This window comes from Mesorhizobium sp. L2C066B000 (genome assembly GCF_000502335.1).
Classification (GTDB): domain Bacteria; phylum Pseudomonadota; class Alphaproteobacteria; order Rhizobiales; family Rhizobiaceae; genus Mesorhizobium.
The window spans coordinates 68494-86392 of the sequence record NZ_AYWZ01000010.1 but is presented as its reverse complement, the minus strand read 5'-3'; the positions used below and the strand labels follow the sequence as shown (position 1 = coordinate 86392).

20 protein-coding genes and 1 pseudogene are annotated in these 17899 nt (G+C 64.2%); 13 read left to right on the top strand and 8 right to left on the bottom strand.

Annotated elements, in window-relative coordinates; genetic code table 11:
- Positions 1-90: 90 nt before the first annotated feature.
- Positions 91-1122, bottom strand: a complete 1032-nt coding sequence (locus X733_RS146120) for a phosphatidylglycerol lysyltransferase domain-containing protein (RefSeq protein WP_023714442.1) — start codon at positions 1120-1122, stop codon at positions 91-93.
- Between the two features lie 164 nt (positions 1123-1286).
- On the opposite strand from X733_RS146120, the gene X733_RS146125 reads away from it, so the two are divergent.
- The 3 genes from X733_RS146125 to X733_RS146135 all read left to right on the top strand — a co-directional run bounded on the left by X733_RS146125 (position 1287) and on the right by X733_RS146135 (position 3866).
- Positions 1287-2471, top strand: a complete 1185-nt coding sequence (locus X733_RS146125; RefSeq protein WP_023819284.1) for an NAD(P)/FAD-dependent oxidoreductase — start codon at positions 1287-1289, stop codon at positions 2469-2471.
- A 232-nt stretch (positions 2472-2703) separates the two neighbouring features.
- Positions 2704-3189 (top strand): MarR family transcriptional regulator, encoded by a 486-nt coding sequence (locus X733_RS146130; RefSeq protein WP_023819283.1) that lies wholly within the window; start codon positions 2704-2706, stop codon positions 3187-3189.
- The gene (locus tag X733_RS146135; RefSeq protein WP_023726768.1) at positions 3186-3866 is read left to right on the top strand and encodes a GNAT family N-acetyltransferase; all 681 of its coding nucleotides are present in this window, start codon (positions 3186-3188) and stop codon (positions 3864-3866) included. Before X733_RS146130 ends, X733_RS146135 begins: the two co-directional genes overlap by 4 nt.
- Positions 3867-3984: 118 nt before the next feature.
- Here X733_RS146135 and X733_RS146140 read toward each other — a convergent pair whose 3' ends face one another.
- Entirely contained in the window at positions 3985-4209 is a 225-nt protein-coding gene (locus X733_RS146140; RefSeq protein WP_023673272.1) for a hypothetical protein, read from the bottom strand.
- A 240-nt stretch (positions 4210-4449) separates the two neighbouring features.
- Between X733_RS146140 and X733_RS146145 the strand changes: the two genes are divergently transcribed.
- Positions 4450-4791, top strand: coding sequence for a hypothetical protein (locus X733_RS146145; protein ID WP_023819282.1), 342 nt, complete (start codon positions 4450-4452; stop codon positions 4789-4791).
- A 4-nt stretch (positions 4792-4795) separates the two neighbouring features.
- Entirely contained in the window at positions 4796-5506 is a 711-nt protein-coding gene (locus X733_RS146150) for a phosphatase PAP2 family protein (protein ID WP_023692974.1), read from the top strand.
- A 16-nt stretch (positions 5507-5522) separates the two neighbouring features.
- Here the strand turns inward: X733_RS146150 and X733_RS1000000169675 are convergent, their stop codons facing one another.
- Positions 5523-5714, bottom strand: coding sequence for a hypothetical protein (locus X733_RS1000000169675; protein ID WP_155923589.1), 192 nt, complete (start codon positions 5712-5714; stop codon positions 5523-5525).
- A 79-nt stretch (positions 5715-5793) separates the two neighbouring features.
- Between X733_RS1000000169675 and X733_RS146155 the strand changes: the two genes are divergently transcribed.
- Positions 5794-6063, top strand: a complete 270-nt coding sequence (locus X733_RS146155) for a helix-turn-helix transcriptional regulator (protein WP_023673276.1) — start codon at positions 5794-5796, stop codon at positions 6061-6063.
- A 79-nt stretch (positions 6064-6142) separates the two neighbouring features.
- Positions 6143-7864 (top strand): SulP family inorganic anion transporter, encoded by a 1722-nt coding sequence (locus X733_RS146160; protein ID WP_023819281.1) that lies wholly within the window; start codon positions 6143-6145, stop codon positions 7862-7864.
- An 18-nt stretch (positions 7865-7882) separates the two neighbouring features.
- On the opposite strand, the gene X733_RS146165 is transcribed toward X733_RS146160, so the two are convergent.
- Positions 7883-8743 (bottom strand): ATP/GTP-binding protein, encoded by an 861-nt coding sequence (locus X733_RS146165; RefSeq protein ID WP_023703854.1) that lies wholly within the window; start codon positions 8741-8743, stop codon positions 7883-7885.
- A 115-nt stretch (positions 8744-8858) separates the two neighbouring features.
- Here X733_RS146165 and X733_RS146170 point away from each other — a divergent pair, with 115 nt between their 5' ends.
- Positions 8859-9659: a helix-turn-helix transcriptional regulator gene (locus X733_RS146170; protein ID WP_023819280.1), complete on the top strand. Its 801-nt coding sequence runs from the start codon at positions 8859-8861 to the stop codon at positions 9657-9659.
- Between the two features lie 174 nt (positions 9660-9833).
- Positions 9834-11210, top strand: coding sequence for an adenylate/guanylate cyclase domain-containing protein (locus X733_RS146175; RefSeq protein ID WP_023819279.1), 1377 nt, complete (start codon positions 9834-9836; stop codon positions 11208-11210).
- 49 nt (positions 11211-11259) lie between these two features.
- Here the strand turns inward: X733_RS146175 and X733_RS146180 are convergent, their stop codons facing one another.
- The 3 genes and pseudogenes from X733_RS146180 to X733_RS146190 all read right to left on the bottom strand — a co-directional run bounded on the left by X733_RS146180 (position 11260) and on the right by X733_RS146190 (position 13487).
- A complete protein-coding gene (locus tag X733_RS146180) occupies positions 11260-12087 on the bottom strand; it encodes a hypothetical protein (RefSeq protein ID WP_023819278.1) in 828 nt (275 codons plus the stop codon).
- 41 nt (positions 12088-12128) lie between these two features.
- Positions 12129-12920 (bottom strand): annotated as a pseudogene (locus X733_RS146185) (CHAD domain-containing protein); the annotation flags it as partial.
- 69 nt (positions 12921-12989) lie between these two features.
- Positions 12990-13487: a CYTH domain-containing protein gene (locus X733_RS146190; protein ID WP_023739820.1), complete on the bottom strand. Its 498-nt coding sequence runs from the start codon at positions 13485-13487 to the stop codon at positions 12990-12992.
- A gap of 92 nt (positions 13488-13579) precedes the next feature.
- On the opposite strand from X733_RS146190, the gene X733_RS146195 reads away from it, so the two are divergent.
- From X733_RS146195 to X733_RS146210, 4 genes are read left to right on the top strand one after another with little or no spacing between them, the layout of a single operon-like run.
- The gene (locus X733_RS146195; RefSeq protein ID WP_023739819.1) at positions 13580-14284 is read left to right on the top strand and encodes a CerR family C-terminal domain-containing protein; all 705 of its coding nucleotides are present in this window, start codon (positions 13580-13582) and stop codon (positions 14282-14284) included.
- The gene (locus X733_RS146200; RefSeq protein ID WP_023739818.1) at positions 14281-15234 is read left to right on the top strand and encodes an HlyD family efflux transporter periplasmic adaptor subunit; all 954 of its coding nucleotides are present in this window, start codon (positions 14281-14283) and stop codon (positions 15232-15234) included. Before X733_RS146195 ends, X733_RS146200 begins: the two co-directional genes overlap by 4 nt.
- A complete protein-coding gene (locus X733_RS146205) occupies positions 15231-16151 on the top strand; it encodes an ABC transporter ATP-binding protein (RefSeq protein ID WP_023673289.1) in 921 nt (306 codons plus the stop codon). Before X733_RS146200 ends, X733_RS146205 begins: the two co-directional genes overlap by 4 nt.
- Entirely contained in the window at positions 16148-17284 is a 1137-nt protein-coding gene (locus X733_RS146210) for an ABC transporter permease (RefSeq protein ID WP_023819276.1), read from the top strand. Before X733_RS146205 ends, X733_RS146210 begins: the two co-directional genes overlap by 4 nt.
- 4 nt (positions 17285-17288) lie before the next feature.
- Here the strand turns inward: X733_RS146210 and X733_RS146215 are convergent, their stop codons facing one another.
- Positions 17289-17888, bottom strand: coding sequence for a DNA-3-methyladenine glycosylase (locus tag X733_RS146215; RefSeq protein WP_023681283.1), 600 nt, complete (start codon positions 17886-17888; stop codon positions 17289-17291).
- Positions 17889-17899: the final 11 nt, after the last annotated feature.

Sequence of the window (17899 nt, the reverse complement as noted above, 5' to 3'; positions counted from 1 at the left end):
GCGACATGCAAATAGGCGATCGCCCGTGCGCCGGTCAAATCAACAGTTTTGCTGGGGGCAAATTGGCCACGTTGGCCGCCACGCTTCTTGCTAGATCGCCTTGATGAGGCGCAGCAACCCCAGCATCTCGATCAGCCTGCCTTGGCGGAAGGCGATGTAGGTCGGTTCTTCGACGCCATGGAAGCGGCGCTTGAACGCCGCCTGGCCCTTGAGGTTGAACTTGCTGCGGTTGACCCAGGGCGACTCATAGGCCCGCTCGAAGGCGTTGCGCCAGAAGCTCGATTCGGCAAAGCCGTTGGCTCCGACGTCGAGCATCGGCGACAGGCCGAGCGTGACGACCGAAATGCCCTCATTGCGAAACCGGTCGACGGCGAATTTGGTCAGCCCGATTTCGGCATGCGGCGAGGCATCGATGTGCTTGCGCTTGAACGAGGTGGTGTAGCCGATCACCTTGCCGCCGCTGAACATCGGATCGAAATCGAGCAGGGCGACGAGCTCGCCTTCCGGGCTGTAGAGCACGAAACGGCGCATATCGATGCCGAGATGATCGGCAAAGGGGCGGTTGAGGAACGCCATCTCCCAGCGCTTGACGATGCGGTCGGCCCGCCAGTTCTGTGACAGGCGCTGGACCTCGTCGAGATAGACCGCTCCTTCGCCAAAGGAAAACCCCTTCTTCAAGAGCCAGCGTTCGGAATAGCGCACGGTTTCGTTGCGCTTGCCGGAAAAATCGTGAGCCGGCAGTTCCAGCCGCGTGTCGACGCCGAGACGGTTGACCTGGTAGCCGAGCCCGGCCAGCACGCGCGCCGTCGGTTCGCCGATCTGCACGAACCACGGGCTGTCGGCGGCTTCGACAAAGCGCCTGATATAGTCGGGCCGATCGGCCGGATGGGCCACCGGGTCACCGAGCGCGAAATGGTGCTTCATCTTGGTGCCGAAGGCGATGTAGCCGTCGGCGTCACCGAAATAGGACAGTTTTTGCTGCACGGCGGTCGAATAGGCCAGCGAGAAGTCGCCGTGGCGGCGGACAAGCGCCAGCCGCTCGACATGCGAAAAATCCTGGCGCGGCACCTTGGCTGCGGCGCCCTCCAGCAGTCTGTCGAGAAAGATACGCAAGGAGGGCATGGTCGAGCTTCCGCGTGCCGATGATAAACAGAGGCTTGCCCCCAAGGCCTCGAATCAGTCGCATTGACGCGACCTCATTATCGATCATATCGCCCCTGTGCCATATGGGACGTGCCACATAGGACGGGTCCCCCATGGCGCACCTAAAAGGAAATCTCGACCGAATGGCGGCTACGACAAGCGAAACGATGCCTATCGTCCTGGGGCCGAAAGGACCCGACGATACGGTTATCGTCATCGGCGCCGGCGCGGCGGGGCTGGCGGCCGCCGACGCGCTTGGCCGGCGCGGCGTGCGGGNCGGCGTGCGGGTCGTCGTGCTTGAAAAGGAGCCGCGGATCGCCGAACCGTGGCGACGGCGGCACGAGAAGCTGACCCTCAACACGCATCGCGCGCTATCGGCCCTGCCCGGCCTTGCCTATCCGCCACGCACCGCCGCCTTTCCGAACAAGGATGCCATCGTCGGTTATCTCCAGGATTTTGCCCGCGCGCGCGGCGTAAGGGTCGAATTCGGCACCGCCGCCGAGCGGATCGGACGCAGAGGCAATGGCTGGCTCGTCCATACGGGCCGGGAAACGCTGAGCGCCCGCAATGTCATCGTCGCCACCGGCCGCGACCGCTTGCCATGGACGCCGGACTGGCAAGGCAAGGCGACTTTCACCGGCAAACTTGTCCACGCCGCCGATTTCGGCACAGCGCAGGACTATGTGGGCAAAAGCGTGCTGGTGGTCGGGGCCGGAAATTCCGGCTTCGACGTGCTCAACCACCTCGCCCGTGCCGACACAAAGGCCATCTGCTTGTCAGCCAGGCAGGGTCCGTCGCTGATGCCGAAACGGATCGGCAAGGTCGCCGTGGCGCGCTTCGGCGGTTTCATGGCGATGCTGCCGACGTGGATTGCCGATGCCGCGATTGCCGCGACGCAGCGGCTGGTGTTCGGCGACCTCACCCGCTTCGGCCTGCCGCCGGCGCCGAAGGGCGGCGCCAGCCGGCTCGGCGTCGAGCAGATCGCTATTGCCGTTGACGACGGCGCCGTCGCAGCGCTGAAGGCCGGACGGATTTCGGTGGTGGCGCCGGTGGCGGCTTTCGAAGGCGCCGGCGTGCGGCTGAACGACGGCACGGTGCTCGAGCCGGATGTAGTGATCGCGGCAACCGGCTATCGCACCGGCCTGGAGGCCATGCTGGGCGATCTCGGCGTGCTCGACGCCAAGGGCGTGCCGAAGGCCAATGGCGGCACCCCGAGCGGCCAGCCCGGCCTGTGGTTCATCGGCATGCGGCCAAGCCTGACCAGCTATTTTCACAGCGCCGGACTGCAGGCCGAAGCGATTGCCCGTCAGATCGCCAGGGAGTTGTAGACGCTTCGGTGCGCTTGGTCCGACACATCTGCATGGCGGGATCGTATATTTTGGCGGTTAGCCGAAGCGCCCTGTCCCTTCGTCATTCTCGGGTCTTCGCGACGCCGCTGCGCGGCTGCTTCGCCCGTGGGATGACGAAGCTGAGAGCTTGCGGCCAATCTCCCAACGCAGGCGCTTGAATCCACTTCATGTCTTGTTATATAAGATGTTATCAAAATCGGACAAACCGACCATGGAAGACATCATTCGATCCCTTGGCTATCTAACCCTCGGCAGCAGGCTGAAGCGCATCGGCGAGCAGTTGCAGGCCGATACGCAGCGCATGCTCAATGGGCTGGAGGTGCCGGTGCAGTCCAGCCAGTATCCTCTGCTGGCCGCGCTCGACCGGCTTGGGCCGCTGCCTGTCGGCGAACTGGCGCAGTCAATGGGGATCACCCAGCCGGGGGTGACGCGCAGCGTGGCGCTGCTGGCCGAACTGGGGCTGGTCGAGGCCGCGCCATCGAACGACGACCAGCGCCGCAGGATGATCTCGCTGACCGCGAACGGCCAGCGCCTGGTCGATGTGGCGAAGCGGGACGTTTGGCCGCGCATCGAGAACGCCGTTGCCGACTTGTGCAAAGGCCTTGCGGGGCCGCTTCTCGAACAACTCTCGGCAATAGAGGACGGCCTGGCGGCGGCCCCACTCGACCGTCGTGTGAAACAGGATGTCGCGCCATGAGCCATGTCCTCGATCGTCCGGTCTGGAGCGCGCTCGACACGCGGCATCGGATCTTTGCGTATGGCGACAGGCTCGCCAGGCGCTATCCCTCCTCGATCGTCCCCTTCGCGGCTTCCGGGGCAGACGACGCTGAGAGCCTGCAGGCGCTCGCAAGCCTCATTCCTGCAGGTGAGAGCGTGTTCATGCTCCAGGCGGACCCCATTGCCCTGCCGCCGGAACTGACCGCGACCGTGACCGCCTTCGGCGTTCAGATGGTTGCCGAGGCGCCATTGCCTTCCGTGTCGGACGAGCGTGTGCAGCAGCTGACGCAGGACGACGCGGCCGAGATGCTTGCTTTGGCGTCACTGACCAAGCCCGGCCCGTTCACCCTCAAGGCGCTGAGCCTCGGCGAGTTCTGGGGCGTGAAGATCGACGGCCGGCTGGCGGCGATGGCCGGCGAGCGCATGAAGCAGCCCGGCTACAGCGAACTCAGCGGCGTCTGCTCGCATCCCGAATTTCGCGGCAGCGGCCTCGGCCGGCTGCTGTCGGTGTTCGTGGCCAACCGAATTTTTGCGCGCGGCGAAGTTCCCTACCTGCATGCCTATGCCAGCAATGCCGGCGCGGTCCGGTTGTACGAGTCCATCGGCTTCAGGCTGAGGGCAGAGATGAATGTGGCCGTCGTGCAGCGCGCCGGCTAGAGCGTTTCACCGTTTCACGGAAACGGCGAACCGCTCCTAGGCCTTTATTTTTACGCAATTCCGGACGGAAAACCGCTTCACACTTTTCCTGGAATTGCTCCAGGCCGCCTTGCGGGCCTCAGGCTGATTTCGGCTCCAACCGGCGGAAACCCACGGTTTCCATAAGCATATCTTCCTCGACCATCCCGGCATTGTGCAGCGCAAGCAGGTTCAGCGCGATCTCCCGCGCCTCCGCCGAATCGGGATGCACGTCGCGCCTGCGGCAGGCTTCGTCGAACACGCGTTGCAGCCTGGCGATGTCGTCGGGTTTCAGCAGGCCACGGTCATAGACGGACTTTGGCATGGCACTCTCCTCCAGAAGAGGTAGGGCGCCATGTTTAAATGTCCATTCTTTTCCGGGGCTTGGGTGGGCAGCTGCCTGGGTTTGCGTTAATCCGGCCCGAGCGTTGCAATCAGACCGCGATCGTGCTGCCATTCATTCAGCCACCTCTCGTCATCGTCGGGCCTGTCTCGCCGCAGTCTGCTTGACGTGTCGGCGCGCTTGCGAAACAAGGGCTGCCACAAACGACAGCGAGGCACAAAAGTGAGTTTCTGGGGACTGGCGCAGATCGTCGTTTCGACGGTGATCTTCCTGCTGGCGGCAATCGCGGCCAAGCAATGGGGGCTGGCGCCAAGCCTTGGCAAGATCGTGCTGACACTGGCGCTCTATACGGCGGGCAATCTGATGATGCTGCGGCTGGTTCGTGAGTTCGGCATGTCGGTGTCGTTCAGCCTGTCGGCGGTGATCCAACTGGTGGCGGTCAATGTGGTGGCGCTGGTGTTCTTCGGCGAACGCGTCAATGCCTTGCAGGCGACCGGCATCGTGCTGGCCATCGCGGCGGTGGTGCTGATCTCGCTCGGGCCTTACCTGCAGGGGCGACTGTAATCCGATGAAGACCCCGCGTGCGTTCACCAACTGGCTTGAATTTCCGGTGCTGCTGGCTGGGCTGGTGATAGCCGCCGGGCTGTGGGGCTTCGAGGAACTGATGGAGGTGGCGAGGGCCACCACGCCGCACGCTTTCGATACAGAGATCCTGCTCGCTTTCCGAAAAGTGGGTCAGCCGGATGTTCCCGTCGGCCCGGCATGGCTGGAAGGCGCGATGCGGGACATCACCAGCCTCGGCAGCTCCAGCGTGCTGGTGCTGATCGTAACGGCGGTGATCGTCTACCTCCTGCTGATCCGCAGGCCGAGGACGGCGCTGCTGATCTTTGTCGCGGTGGCCGGCGGGCAGCTGCTGTCGACCTTGCTCAAGGCCGGCATCGACCGGCCGCGCCCCGATCTTGTCTCGCACCTGGCCAACGAGACGTCGCTGTCGTTTCCCAGCGGCCACGCCATGCTGTCGGCGGTGACCTATCTCACGCTGGGCTCGCTGGCAGCGCGCTTCCTGCCGGGACGAACGACGAAAATCTATGTCCTCAGCCTGGCGGTGCTGATAACGCTGCTGGTCGGCGTCAGCCGCGTCTATCTCGGCGTCCACTGGCCTTCCGACGTGCTGGCGGGATGGTGCGCCGGCTTCACCTGGGCGACGCTGTGCTGGCTGGCGGCGCGAATGCTGCAGCGGAACAAGGCGGTGGCCGATGGCAACGAGCCCGAAGACTGACGATCCGGAGCGACATTCAAATCAGCCGGTTGATCAGCCCGTGTCCGCAGCCTGCCAGCAGAAAAACCGCCGACAGCAAGGCTGCCGAAGTCGTCAAGGTCCTGAAAATCTTCAACTGATATTTCCCCGCCAGTAAGAGCCAAGGCGGTAGCGTAGCATGCTCATCCCGTATCCCGCCATCCGGCTTTGTGGAGAGATCATGTTTCATGTATGCTTTATGATGGTTGAAACATCACTATGATTGTATTACACGTCGTCTCCGCAGACTCAGACGGGGGTTCCGACCGATGATCACTGCCGCGCAGATGCGCGCCGCGAGGGCGCTGGCCGGCATCGATCAGAAGACGCTCGCCGAGCGTGCCGGCGTTTCGCTTCCGACAATCCAGCGCATGGAAGCGAGTGACGGCGTGGTCAGGGGTGTGGTCGATACGCTGATGAAGGTTATCCAGGCTCTCGACGAGGCCGGGGTGGAGCTCATCGGCGAGAACCAGACCAGCGAGCGCGGCGGCCGGGGCGTGCGCCTCAAGCCGGTCGCGCCGCCGAACCCGCAAGGCTGAGCCGGCATATAGTCGCGACGGCGACCGCCGACAGTCCTGCCGACGATCCCGCCGCCTTCACGCAAGCGGAAGGCAGTCCATGGATCAGATCCGGCGGGCAGTGCATCAACCGGCCCAGAAGTCGGCAAAGCCGACATTTTCAGAGCTGTTCACGCCCAAGCTGGTGACGGTCTGGCGCGAAGGTTACCGCCTGCCGCAGTTCAAGGCCGACTTCATGGCCGGGCTGACCGTCGCTATTGTCGCGTTGCCGCTGTCGATGGCGATTGCGATTGCTTCGGGCGTGACGCCGGAGCGCGGCCTGTTCACCGCCATTGTCGGCGGCTTCATCGTCTCGGCGCTCGGCGGCAGCCGCTTCCAGATCGGCGGCCCGGCCGGCGCCTTCATCGTGCTGGTGGCGGCGACGGTGCAGCGCGAAGGCGTCGACGGACTGCTGCTGGCGACGATGATGGCCGGCATCTTCCTGCTCGCCATCGGCTATCTCCGGCTCGGAACCTATATCAAATTCATCCCTTACCCGGTGACGGTCGGCTTCACCGCCGGCATCTCGATCATCATCTTCTCCGGCCAGATCGTGGAACTGTTCGGGCTGAGGCTTGCCGGGCCGGAGCCCGGGCCGCTGCTGCCGAAGCTGATGGCGATCGGCCACGCGGCCGGCACGCTCAATATCTCGGCAACGCTGGTGGCGGCGCTGACCATCGCCACCATCGTCGGGGTGAAGCGCTGGCGGCCCGGCTGGCCGGGCATGCTGATCGCCGTCGGACTGGCCTCCCTTGTCGTGGCGCTGCTTTCGCTGCCGGCGGAAACGATCGGCACCCGCTATGGCGGCATTCCGCGCAGCCTGCAATTTCCGGCGCTGCCGGCGCTCAGCCTCGACAAGGCGCTTGCGGTGCTGCCGGATGCGGTGGCCTTTGCGCTGCTCGGCGCCATCGAATCGCTGCTGTCGGCCGTGGTCGCCGACGGCATGACCGGGCGGCGGCACCGTTCCAATTGCGAGCTTGTCGCGCAAGGCTTTGCCAACATCGCGTCTGCCCTGTTCGGTGGCATCTGCACCACCGGCACCATCGCCCGCACCGCCACCAATGTGCGGGCCGGCGCGCATGGGCCGGTTTCCGGCATGCTGCATTCGCTTTTTCTGCTGGTCTTCATGCTGGTGGCCGCACCAATGGCGAGCTACATCCCGCTTGCCGCCCTTGCCGGGGTGCTGGCGGTTGTCTGCTGGAACATGTTCGAGAAGCAGGCCTTCGCCACGTTGCTGCGCGCTTCGCGCGGCGACGCCCTGGTGCTGATGGCAACCTTCCTGATCGTCGTCTTCCGCGATCTCACCGAAGGCATCGTCGTCGGCTTCGCGCTAGGCTCGATCCTGTTCATCGACCGCATGGCCAAGTCGATCGCCGTGGAGGCGGATTTGCCGCTGGTGCAGGACGATGTCGCCGACAGCAGCGGCCGCGCCTACGATGCAAGCGAGGCAAGCGACGCCGACACCGTCGTCTATCGCATCTCCGGCGCCTTCTTCTTCGGCGCCGCCTCGACTGTCGGCACGGTGCTCGACCGCATCGCCGACCAGCGCAAGAACTTCATCCTCGATTGCTCGGCGGTGCCGTTCTTCGATTCCACCGCGGCCAATGTCATCGAGGGCGCGGCGCACAAGGCGAAGCGCGCAGGGGTGCGTTTCATCATCGCCGGTGCCTCGCCGCAGACACGGCGCATGCTGATCAACCACGGCGTCAAACGGCCGCTGGTGACCTTTGCCGCCTCGATCAAGGATTCGCGGGCGCAACTCAAAACCGCGCCCGTTGGCTGAGCCGGCAAATGTGCGCCGTCAGTCCAGACTGAGCACCTCGATCTTGCCTTCGTTCATCAGCGGCACATAGATCACGGATTTGCCGTCGGTGCCGATGTCGGCGCTGCCCGGCTTGAACTGCGCCACAGCCTCCGGCGTGCCGCCAACCTTGTAGCGATAGAGCCTGCCGGTCATGTAGGCGGTGGCGTAGATGCTGTCGCCGATGGCGACGACGCCATCGAGGTCGGCGAAGTTTTGCGCGCCGGGCAGCGGTGTGATTGCCTTGCTGGCGAGATCGACCGACAGCAGGCCGCCGGGTTCGACGGTGCTGAAATCAGGCTTGATGCCCTTGCCCCAGGACGCCACGATCAGCCGACCTCCATCGGCAAAGATGCCGTTGGGCGCGGCGAGCTTCGCATCCTTCACGAACAGGTCCGGCTTGTTGCCGTCGATACGATAGATCGCATCGGCCAGCATGTCGGTGACATAGACCTTGCCCGAACTGTCCGATGTCACGTCATTGAGGAACACGGCGCCGGGCACATCGATGGTCGAGACCAGCTTGCCGCTGGCGAGATCGACGATGCGCACCTTGGTGATGTCGGCGACGTAGAGCTTGCCGCCGGAGATCGCCGAGCCCTTCGGTGCATCCATGCCGGCGGTCCAGTGCCGGCTAACGACCTTGCCGTCCAGCGACAGCACCGAGAGATAGCCGTTGCCGTCGGCCTCGCCGGGATTGCCGACGATGTTGGAAACGATGATGCGATTGTTGGCGGCGTCGAACAGCGCCGCTTCCGGTTGCTCGAAGCCCGAGGCGCGCCAGAGTTCGGCAGCCTCGGCCGCAGGTGCGAGCGCGATAGCGAAGGCGGCGACGCAAATCGAGGTGATGAGGGTTTTCATGGCCAGGTCTCCTGTGATGGATAGCGGAGAGCTAGGAGTTTCGATACTTTTCCGGAAGGACGATTCGAGCTAGTATCGAAATTCGATACGAAATGGCGCAAAAGAGGTGCATTCCATGAACGGCCTGATCTTCGAGGCGCTGAAGCGGACGATGAAGGCCAAGGGCGTCACCTATCGTGAGCTAGCCGGGCGTATGGGCATTTCCGAGCCGACGGTGAAGCGCATCTTCCACGAGCGCAACTGCAAGCTCGACCGTCTCGTCGGGATCTGCGCCGCCGCCGGCGTCGAGCTGGAAAACGTGCTCGGATCGATGAACAGGGGGCCGGGACCGGTCAATCGCATCGCGCCGGAGATCGAGCGCAAGCTCGCGGGACGACCGGCGCTGCTGTTCATCTTCGTCATGCTGTCGGAGAAGTTCACGCCCGAAGGCGTCATGCGCTCGCAAGGCTTGAGCGAAGCCTCGATGTTCCTCTATCTGCGCGATCTCGAAGCGCTCGGTCTGATCGCATTGGGCAGCGGGCTGTCGGCACGGCTGCTGGTCGACACACCGATCCAGTGGAATTTCGAAGGGCCGCTCAGGCCGCTGTTCGAGATGACAAACAAGAATTTCATCGGCTGGGCGATCGCCCATCTGGAGCGGGAAGCGACCTTCGTCTCTTTCTCCAGGCGGATGCGGCCGGAGACGGCGGAGATGGTGAAGCGCGAGGCGGAGGAACTGGCCGAGCGCGCCAAACTGCTCGCCCATCACGACCAGCACACGACGCCGGAAGACGGGCTGACCGGCTACAAATGGACGTTTGCTTTTGGCGCAACCCCGTTTCCGGCGATCATGCCGATCGGCCCGCACCCCAGGGATGCCGGTGCGTCCGACCGGCCCACCGCTCCGGCAAAGGGACGCCGCCCGTTGCCGGCCTGACTGGGCCATCATCCGAGCAGGATTGCATCTGGCGGCTGAGCTTGTCGCGCTCCAGTCCGGAGGTGCTTCAAAAATGAAGCCACATTCATGATAGAGTTCGCGCGCTGATTTGCCAGACTGTACGGGGCGGGTTTGCCGAATGCGTGACCGTCCCCGCAAAATCGAAGTGATCCTATGCCGACCGCGCCAACACTTGAACTTCGCCGCTATTCGCGCCTGAAAAATTTGCGGGAGCGCGCAGAACGCCAGGGTGCTGCATTGCAGTTCTGGGCGCGCACGGCATCGCTCGCCGTGATCTCCTGCTTCTTTTCATTGATCAGCCGCTGGGATGCCTCGCTGCTCTTCGTGCTGGCGGGCCTCGCGCTGTTCCAACTCGTCGGCCTGATCCAGTTTCGCTTTGCGCGCCGTCGTAACGCGCCATGGTGGATCGGTTACCTCGTCGGTACGCTGGACATCATTCTGTTGACCGTTCTGCTGGTAACGCCCAACCCGTTTTCCCTCGAGGTCGCGCCGGCCGCGATGCAACTGCGCGAGGGCAGCTTCAAATTCCTGCTGATTTTCGTATGCCTTGGCGCGCTGACCCTTTCGACACGATTGGCGCTCTATCTCGGCGCGCTCGCGGCCTTGACGTGGACGATCGGGGTGGGATGGGTGGTTTTTCATGCGGGAACCGTCATTCCGGCAACGAACCTCTATTCGCTGCCGATGACAGAGCGACTGAATCTCTATCTCAACCCCAATTTCGTCGATACGTTCGCGCAGGCGACCAATGTGTTGGTTGTCCTGATTATCGGCGCGATCATGGCGCTGGTCGTCTCCCGTTCCCGGCATCTGTCGGAAGACTATGTCAAGGCGGAGCGCGCCCGCGCCAATCTCGCCCGGCATTTTTCGCCCAATGTCGTCGACCAGCTCGCCTCGGATGACGAGCCCTTCGGTCCGGTCCGCCGGCAGGATATCGCGGTGCTGTTCGCCGACATCGTCGGCTTCACACACTATTCCGAGGATCATCCGGCCGAAGCAGTGTTCGAACTACTGCGTCAGTTCCACCGTCGCATGGAGCAGGTCGTTTTCGACCACCATGGCACCGTCGACAACTATATCGGCGATTGCATCATGGCGACCTTCGGGGTTCCGCAAGCCAGCCATGACGACGCAACCCGGGCCATCCGGTGCGCTGAAGCGATGATCGCCGCTATCGAAGACTGGAATGTCCAGCGTGTGTCCAGGGGATATCCGCCGCTGGACGTTCGGATCGGTGCACAATATGGCGCCGTCGTCCTCGGCGCGGTCGGCAGCGAGCGCAACCTGTCCTTCGCGGTGGTGGGCGACACCGTCAACGTCGCCAGCCGTTTGCAGGCGCTCTGCCGGGAACTTCAGGCGAATATTTGCTTTGGGTCACGACTGATTGAGGCCGCGAAGGCGGAATCGCCAACGACACGGTTGAATGCGCGCGATCATGGACCGGTTAGCATCCGCGGCCGGGACGAACCGGTCCATGTCTGGGTCGAACACAGGGCCGAAAACCAGGGCGCTATTGCGGTTTCGGCGTGATGCAGCCGCCATGTGAGACGCCTGCACCTCATGACTCAGGCCGAAGCCATCACGTGCCTGAGGCGATTGCGCCAGCCTTCGCGGCTGCGGCGTCGGTGCCTGCCTTGTCCTCCCAGGTCACCGCCCGGTAGTCGAAACCATATTCCAGCGTCGGTTTGACGATGCGGAAGAATGGTGACAGGTCGAAGTCGCGCGGCGTGTAGAGCGAGTGGTGGCGGATGTGCAGGATTTCGCGGCGCGAATAGTTCGACTGCGCCGAGGCGCGGCCGGGCGCGCGGGTGATCTCGGGCAGGATTGGGTAGCGGATCTCGCCATAGGCTTCGGCGATCAGCGTCGAGCAAATGGCGCGCGTCGGATCGCCGGAACCGAAAGCCAGCATGCGGCGGCGCCAGCGCACCGGCACCGGTGGCGTCGGCAGGAAAAAGCGCAGCATGTCGAAGATGTTCTTGAGATCGTATTTCAGGCCGAGCTTGCCGATCATGAAGGCGACGACATGGTCGCGGTCTTCCGGCGCCAGCCCGCTCGCCCGGCAGATACGGGTGTTGTAGGTGCGGTAGCGCGACAGCGGCACGGCGACACAGCCTTCGCCGAGCGTGACTTCGATCAGCCGACGCCGTTCCGATCCGTCCTCCGGTTCGGACAACGCATCGCCGATATAGAAGGCCGCATGCGACCAGGTCGACTGTGTCAGGTATTTGATGGCCGCGGAGATCTTCTGGTTGCCTTCGATGAGCAGGATGTCGCCGGGTTCGAGCGTGCGCCGCAACGTCTCGGCGTCGGACGGCGTGTAGGGCTCATAGCCCGAGGATTCGTCCTGCAGCCGGCCGGCAAGCCAGCGGCCAAGGCGGTCGAGAATCGTATCGCGCGGCGCGGTCATGGCAAAGTGTGACTAGCACGAGGTGACGTCCTCGGCCATGATCAACCGACCGGGACCTCTTCCGACAATACCGCGCCGGCGAGGTCGTCGCGCGCATTGCGGGCGAGTTTCTTCGTCGAGCGCTTGGGGCTGTCGCCGAACAGTTCGGCCGACCCGGCGAGGCAGCTCTTCTTTAGGCTTTTTTCCGAGCGCTTCAAAAGCTTGCCAAGAAGCCTTGTGTCCTGCGCATCGCCGAGCGGCTCACCGTCGGCCTCGAGCAGCACGCGCATGACGAAGACGTCGTGCAGTTCGCCGAGTTCTTCGCCAAGTTCGTCGACCGCCTTGCGCCGCACCTTGATCGGCGTCGGCCATAGCCGGCCGAGCAGCGACAAATGTATCGAGTGGGTCTTGGCAGCCTTGCGCAGATCGTGGAAATCCTCTGCTTCGCCGCGCGATCCCGCCCGGTCCAGCGCCTTCCTGGCACGGCGCAAGGTCTTGCGAGCGCCTTCCGCAACCACATCGGCTGCATGCTCAGGCAGATCGGGGAGCAGCAGCCGCTCTATCCTGATGAGGCCTTCCTCGCAGGCGGCGGTGGCCCCGCCTATGGCGGCGTCGAGGCCGGCGCCGGCATGCATTTCATGCTGGCGGGCAATCAGCCGGTCGCGCACGCTGTCGAGGCCGCCGCCGGCAACCTGCTCGGGAAAGGCGGCTGCCAGCCGGTCGACGGTCTCGACCAGCGCGGTCGCCTCGCGCGGCCCGGCAAGCAGCGCCGCCACCTGACGGTAGCATTGGTTCTCAGTCCGACAGAATGTTTCATTTCCGGAACGGACCAGCCGCAGCAAGGCGCGCGCGCTCTNCCTAGAGCATGATGCCGAAAAGTGTGAAGCGGTTTTCGGACGACATCATGGTCCATCTCTTTTGATTTAGAGCCGGATTCCGATTTTAGGTCGACCCGACCTAAAATCATCCGGCTCTAGGGCGAGCGACGCGTTGTAAAATCTCTGCTCGCCGGTCACTTCGCGGCCGAGCCAATCAGGCAGCATTTCGTCAGGTACATCCTCCGGCGTCTCCAGTTCGGCCACCACAAGGCCGGCTAGAATCCCGCCGAAAACATCGACTTCGTAGAGATAGCCGCGATGCCTAACATGGTGGCGTGTCTTCTCGATGACATGTCCGATGGCGAAGGCCAGCATCTCCTCTGCGTCCGCCAGTGGAATTTCATATTCGTATTCGTCACGCTCGCGGATCTTGCTGCCGAATTTGAGCGTCAGCTTCGCCGAACTGCCGTCGCTGATGCGCACGCGCACGGTGCGGCCAGGTGCTGCGGCAAGGTAGAACTGGCGAATGCGTATATTCGCCTCGGCCATTTCTAGCCATTCGGCGGTGGAGACCAGGAACTTGCGTTCGACTTCCTTGCCCATGGCCGCGCACTAAAGCGTCTGCGGCCCGACATGGCAAGCGGCCGTAGATAATCAATTTGACTTTAATCAATCGATTGATTAAACACGCCGACATGATCAAATCCGCGCCCGACAAAATGCCCCGCCAGGAGACATCGCCCGCCGAGCAGACGCGCGCCGCACTGGTGCTGGCCGCGCTCAAACTGTTCGGGCGGCAGGGCTTCGACGGCACCTCGACGCGCGAGATCGCGGCGGAGGCGAAGGCCAACATCGGCTCCATCGCCTATCATTTCGGCGGCAAGGAAGGGCTCCGCGGGGCCGCCGCCGACCACATCGTCGAGACTATCCAGGCGGTTGCCGGCCAGGCGCTCGGCGGCATGCAGCTGCAAGGCCAAGCCAGTTCAGAGACGGCGCGGGCGCAGCTCTCGACCGCATTGGAGCGGATGGTAGGATTTATCGTCGCCCGGCCGGAGGCGGGCGATATCGTACAATTCGTACTTAGAGAGTTGTCGCATCCGACGGCCGCCCTCGACCGCATCTATGACGGGGTGTTCGAACCGACGCATCGCCGCCTCTGCCAGATCTGGGAACAGGCGACGGGCGAGCCGGCCGAAAGCGAGGCCACCAAGCTCGTGGTCTTCACGCTGATCGGCCAGGTCATCTATTTCCGCATCGGCCGCGAAGCAGTGATGCGTCGTATGGGCTGGCGCGAGATCGGTAACACCGAAGCCGCCAAGGTGGTGGCGGCGGTCACAAGCAATCTTGGCGCCATACTGGCGGCCCGAAATCCGGTCGCCCGCAAGGAGAGCAAGCGATGAGTTTTCTCTGTTCCCTGCCGCTCGCAGCCCAGCTGTTCGGCGCCTGCGCGCCGGCAGCGCCGCTTGCCGTCGGCTATGTCGAGGGCGACTATGTCTTGCTGGCGCCGATCGAAGTGGCGCAGGTCGAGACCGTCGCGGTCAAGCGCGGCGACCGTGTTGTATCAGGCACGCCGGTGGTGACTCTCGAAAGCGCCGACGCAAAAATCGCCGTCGCCCAGGCAGAGGCCGCGCTCGCCCAGGCGCAGGCGCAGCTGGCCGACCTGCAGATCGGCAAGCGGCCGGAGGAGATCGCGGTGCTGAAGGCCGAGGTCGACATGGCCAAGGCCCAGGCCACGGATGCCAAGCGCAAATACGACCGCGCCGCCGACCTGTTCAAGCGCGGCGCCGGCACGCAGGCCGACTACGACACCGCCGCCGCGACGCTGGAGACCGCCAATGCGCAGGTCGGCCAGGCGCAGGCCAACCTCGCCGTCGGCGGTCTGCCTGCGCGTCCCGAAACGATCAAGGCGGCAGACAATCAGGTCAAACAGGCACAGTCGGCGTTGGAACAGGCTGAGTGGCGGCTATCGAAGCGCGTGCTGGCGGCACCCTCGCCCGGCCGCATCAATGACGTCATCCGCAATCCCGGCGACACCGCTGGTCCGACCGCGCCTGTCATTTCGATGTTGCCGGACGGTGCGGTAAAGCTCAGCGTCTATGTCCCGGAAAGTGCGTTCTCGTCGATCAAGGTCGGCACGCTGCTTGTCGTCCATTGCGACGGCTGCGGGCCGGAGGTGAAGGCGCGCGTCAGCTATGTCTCGCCCGACCCGGAATTCACCCCGCCGGTGATCTACTCGCTCGAGAACCGGCAGAAGCTGGTCTACCTCGTCGAGGCGCGGCCTGAGGGCAAGGCGCAAGCGCTGCAGCCGGGACAGATCGTCGATGTCGAGCTGGCGGCCTCCGCAAAATGAACGCCATCGACGTTCATGGCCTGGTCAAGCGTTTCGGCGACAAGACTGTCGTCGACCATGTGACGATGACGGTGGCAGAGGGCGAGATCGTCGGCTTTCTCGGGCCCAACGGGTCCGGCAAGACGACGACCATCCGCATCATGTGCGGCCTGCTGACGCCCGACGAGGGCGAAGGTACGGTGCTGGGTTTCAACATCCGCACCGAGTCGCTCCGCATCAAGCGCGAAGTCGGCTACATGACGCAGAAATTCTCGTTCTACGAGGATTTGACGATCGGCGAGAATCTCGAATTCGTGGCGCGGCTCTACCGGCTGAAGCCGGTCGAGGAGCATGTGTCGAAAACGCTGGAAGAGCTTGGCCTGACGAGCCGCCGCAACCAGCTCGCCGGCACGCTGTCGGGCGGCTGGAAGCAGCGGCTGGCACTGGCCGCCTGCATCATGCACAAGCCGAAGCTGCTGCTGCTCGACGAGCCGACCGCCGGCGTCGATCCGAAGGCGCGGCGCGAATTCTGGGACGAGATCCACCGGCTGGCGAGCGGCGGTCTGACCGTGCTGGTGTCCACCCACTACATGGACGAAGCCGAGCGCTGCCACCGAATCAGCTACATCTCCTACGGCAAGATGCTGGCCACCGGCACGGTGGACGAGGTGGTGACGAATGCCGGTCTGACCACCTTCGTGCTGCAGGGACCGCGCCTCGACCAGGTCGCCGATGCACTCAGGGACCGGCCCGGCGTCGACCAGGTGGCGCCGTTCGGCGCGACGCTGCATGTCGTCGGCTCCGACAAGGCAAAGCTCGAAAAGGCGCTCGCCGATGTCGAGAAGGAGCACAAGGGCGTCAGCGTAAAACCCGGCGAGACCAGCCTCGAGGACGTCTTCATCCAGTTCATGTCCGGCTCGAAGGACAATATGGCATGAACAGCGTCTTCTCCTTCGCCAGGCTCGGTGCGCTGCTGATCAAGGAATTCATCCAGATGCGGCGCGACCGCATCACCTTCGCCATGATGCTGGGCGTGCCGCTTTTGCAGCTGGTGCTGTTCGGCTACGCCATCAACAACGATCCCAAAAGCCTGCCTGCCGCACTGGTGGCGACCAGCAACGACCCCTACACCCGCGCCATTGTCGCGGCCCTGCAGACGACCGGCTACTACCGCTTCGACCATGTTGCGCAAAGTGCCGAGGCTGCCGAATTCCTGATGGCGCGCGGCGATGTCGCCTTCGTCGTCACCATCCCGGCCGATTTCGGCCGCCGGGTGGAGCGCGGCGACAATCCGCAGATACTCATCGAGGCCGACGCCACCGACCCGGCCGCCGCCAGCGGCGCCATCTCGACGCTAAGCAAAGCGGCCAGCCAGGCGCTGCTTCGGGCGCAAGGCATGCAGGAGGCGGCGAGTGAGGCCGCCAGGGGCCAGCTCGATGTGGTGGTGCACCAGCGCTACAATCCGGAAGGCATCTCGCAATACAACATCGTGCCCGGCCTGCTCGGCGTCATCCTGCAGATGACCCTGGTGATGATGACCTCGATCGCGCTGACCCGCGAGACCGAGCGCGGCACTATGGAAAACCTGCTCGCCATGCCGTCCAGCCCGTTCGAGATCATGCTGGGCAAGGTGCTGCCCTATCTGGTGGTCGGCGGCGTCCAGGTGGTGGTGGTGCTGGCGGCGTCGAAGCTTCTGTTCGCCATTCCTTTCACCGGCTCGATGTCGCTGCTGCTTACAGCCGTATTGGTGTTCGTGCTGGCGCTGGTGCTGCTTGGCTACACCATCTCGACCATCGCCCGCACGCAGATGCAGGCGCTGCAGCTGACCTTCTTCTTCTTCTTGCCGTCGATCCTGCTGTCCGGCTTCATGTTCCCCTATCGCGGCATGCCGGGCTGGGCGCAGACCTTCGGCGAGATTTTTCCGCTGACGCATTTTCTGCGCATCACCCGCGCGGTGATGCTGAAGGGCGCCGAACTGCCGGCGGTTGCGGGCGAGATCGCCTGGCTGGTCGGGTTCGTGGCCCTGTTTGCCGGCGTCGCATTGGTGCGGTTCAGGCGCACGCTCGACTGAGCGTTCAGGAATTGAGCGATGGCGGACCGCTGACGAACGGACTGCCCCTGACATAGAACCGCAGCGGGCGGTCCGCATCCTTCGTGATGCCGATGCGGATGCCTTGGCCGATGTCGCCGGGCTCGTGCTCGTCGGCTGCCAGCCATAGCGGGCCTTGGCGGCACAGATCGAGGCCGTCCAGCGAACGGTCGATCCGCAATGCCTGGGCGAGCCGCCCCGGCCCGCGCGCCAGGTCGCGCAGGCGCTCCACGCCCCGGTTCAGCCGCATGATGGCGATGCCTTCGAGCGGCTCCAGCGCCCGGATCAGCACGCCGGTGCCGGTGCCCGGCCCCTCGCTCGAGACATTGAGCATCCAGGAGACCCCATAGGCGAGGTAGACGTAGGCGTGTCCGGGCCCGAGGAACAGCGAACGGTTGCGCGGCGTCATGCCGCGATAGCCGTGCCCGGCGGCGTCGCCGGTGACATAGGCCTCGGTCTCGACGATACGGCCGCTGACGATGCCTTCCGGCAGCTCCCGCACCACGAGCTTGCCGATGAGATAGCGGGCGAGATCGGCCGTATCATCAGGCAGTTCGGCACGATCGAGCGGATGGTGGCCGGTCATGCTACCGCCGC

Coding starts and splice junctions, on each gene's coding strand:
- X733_RS146165 (WP_023703854.1), bottom strand. CDS start 8,743: ATGAAAACCCTCATCACCTCGATTTGCGTCGCCGCCTTCGCTATCGCG.
- X733_RS146135 (WP_023726768.1), top strand. CDS start 3,186: ATGAGCCATGTCCTCGATCGTCCGGTCTGGAGCGCGCTCGACACGCGG.
- X733_RS146180 (WP_023819278.1), bottom strand. CDS start 12,087: ATGACCGCGCCGCGCGATACGATTCTCGACCGCCTTGGCCGCTGGCTT.
- X733_RS146205 (WP_023673289.1), top strand. CDS start 15,231: ATGAACGCCATCGACGTTCATGGCCTGGTCAAGCGTTTCGGCGACAAG.
- X733_RS146120 (WP_023714442.1), bottom strand. CDS start 1,122: ATGCCCTCCTTGCGTATCTTTCTCGACAGACTGCTGGAGGGCGCCGCA.
- X733_RS146190 (WP_023739820.1), bottom strand. CDS start 13,487: ATGGGCAAGGAAGTCGAACGCAAGTTCCTGGTCTCCACCGCCGAATGG.
- X733_RS146215 (WP_023681283.1), bottom strand. CDS start 17,888: ATGACCGGCCACCATCCGCTCGATCGTGCCGAACTGCCTGATGATACG.
- X733_RS146160 (WP_023819281.1), top strand. CDS start 6,143: ATGGATCAGATCCGGCGGGCAGTGCATCAACCGGCCCAGAAGTCGGCA.
- X733_RS146130 (WP_023819283.1), top strand. CDS start 2,704: ATGGAAGACATCATTCGATCCCTTGGCTATCTAACCCTCGGCAGCAGG.
- X733_RS146175 (WP_023819279.1), top strand. CDS start 9,834: ATGCCGACCGCGCCAACACTTGAACTTCGCCGCTATTCGCGCCTGAAA.
- X733_RS146195 (WP_023739819.1), top strand. CDS start 13,580: ATGATCAAATCCGCGCCCGACAAAATGCCCCGCCAGGAGACATCGCCC.
- X733_RS146155 (WP_023673276.1), top strand. CDS start 5,794: ATGATCACTGCCGCGCAGATGCGCGCCGCGAGGGCGCTGGCCGGCATC.
- X733_RS146170 (WP_023819280.1), top strand. CDS start 8,859: ATGAACGGCCTGATCTTCGAGGCGCTGAAGCGGACGATGAAGGCCAAG.
- X733_RS146140 (WP_023673272.1), bottom strand. CDS start 4,209: ATGCCAAAGTCCGTCTATGACCGTGGCCTGCTGAAACCCGACGACATC.
- X733_RS146200 (WP_023739818.1), top strand. CDS start 14,281: ATGAGTTTTCTCTGTTCCCTGCCGCTCGCAGCCCAGCTGTTCGGCGCC.
- X733_RS146150 (WP_023692974.1), top strand. CDS start 4,796: ATGAAGACCCCGCGTGCGTTCACCAACTGGCTTGAATTTCCGGTGCTG.
- X733_RS146210 (WP_023819276.1), top strand. CDS start 16,148: ATGAACAGCGTCTTCTCCTTCGCCAGGCTCGGTGCGCTGCTGATCAAG.
- X733_RS1000000169675 (WP_155923589.1), bottom strand. CDS start 5,714: ATGAAACATGATCTCTCCACAAAGCCGGATGGCGGGATACGGGATGAG.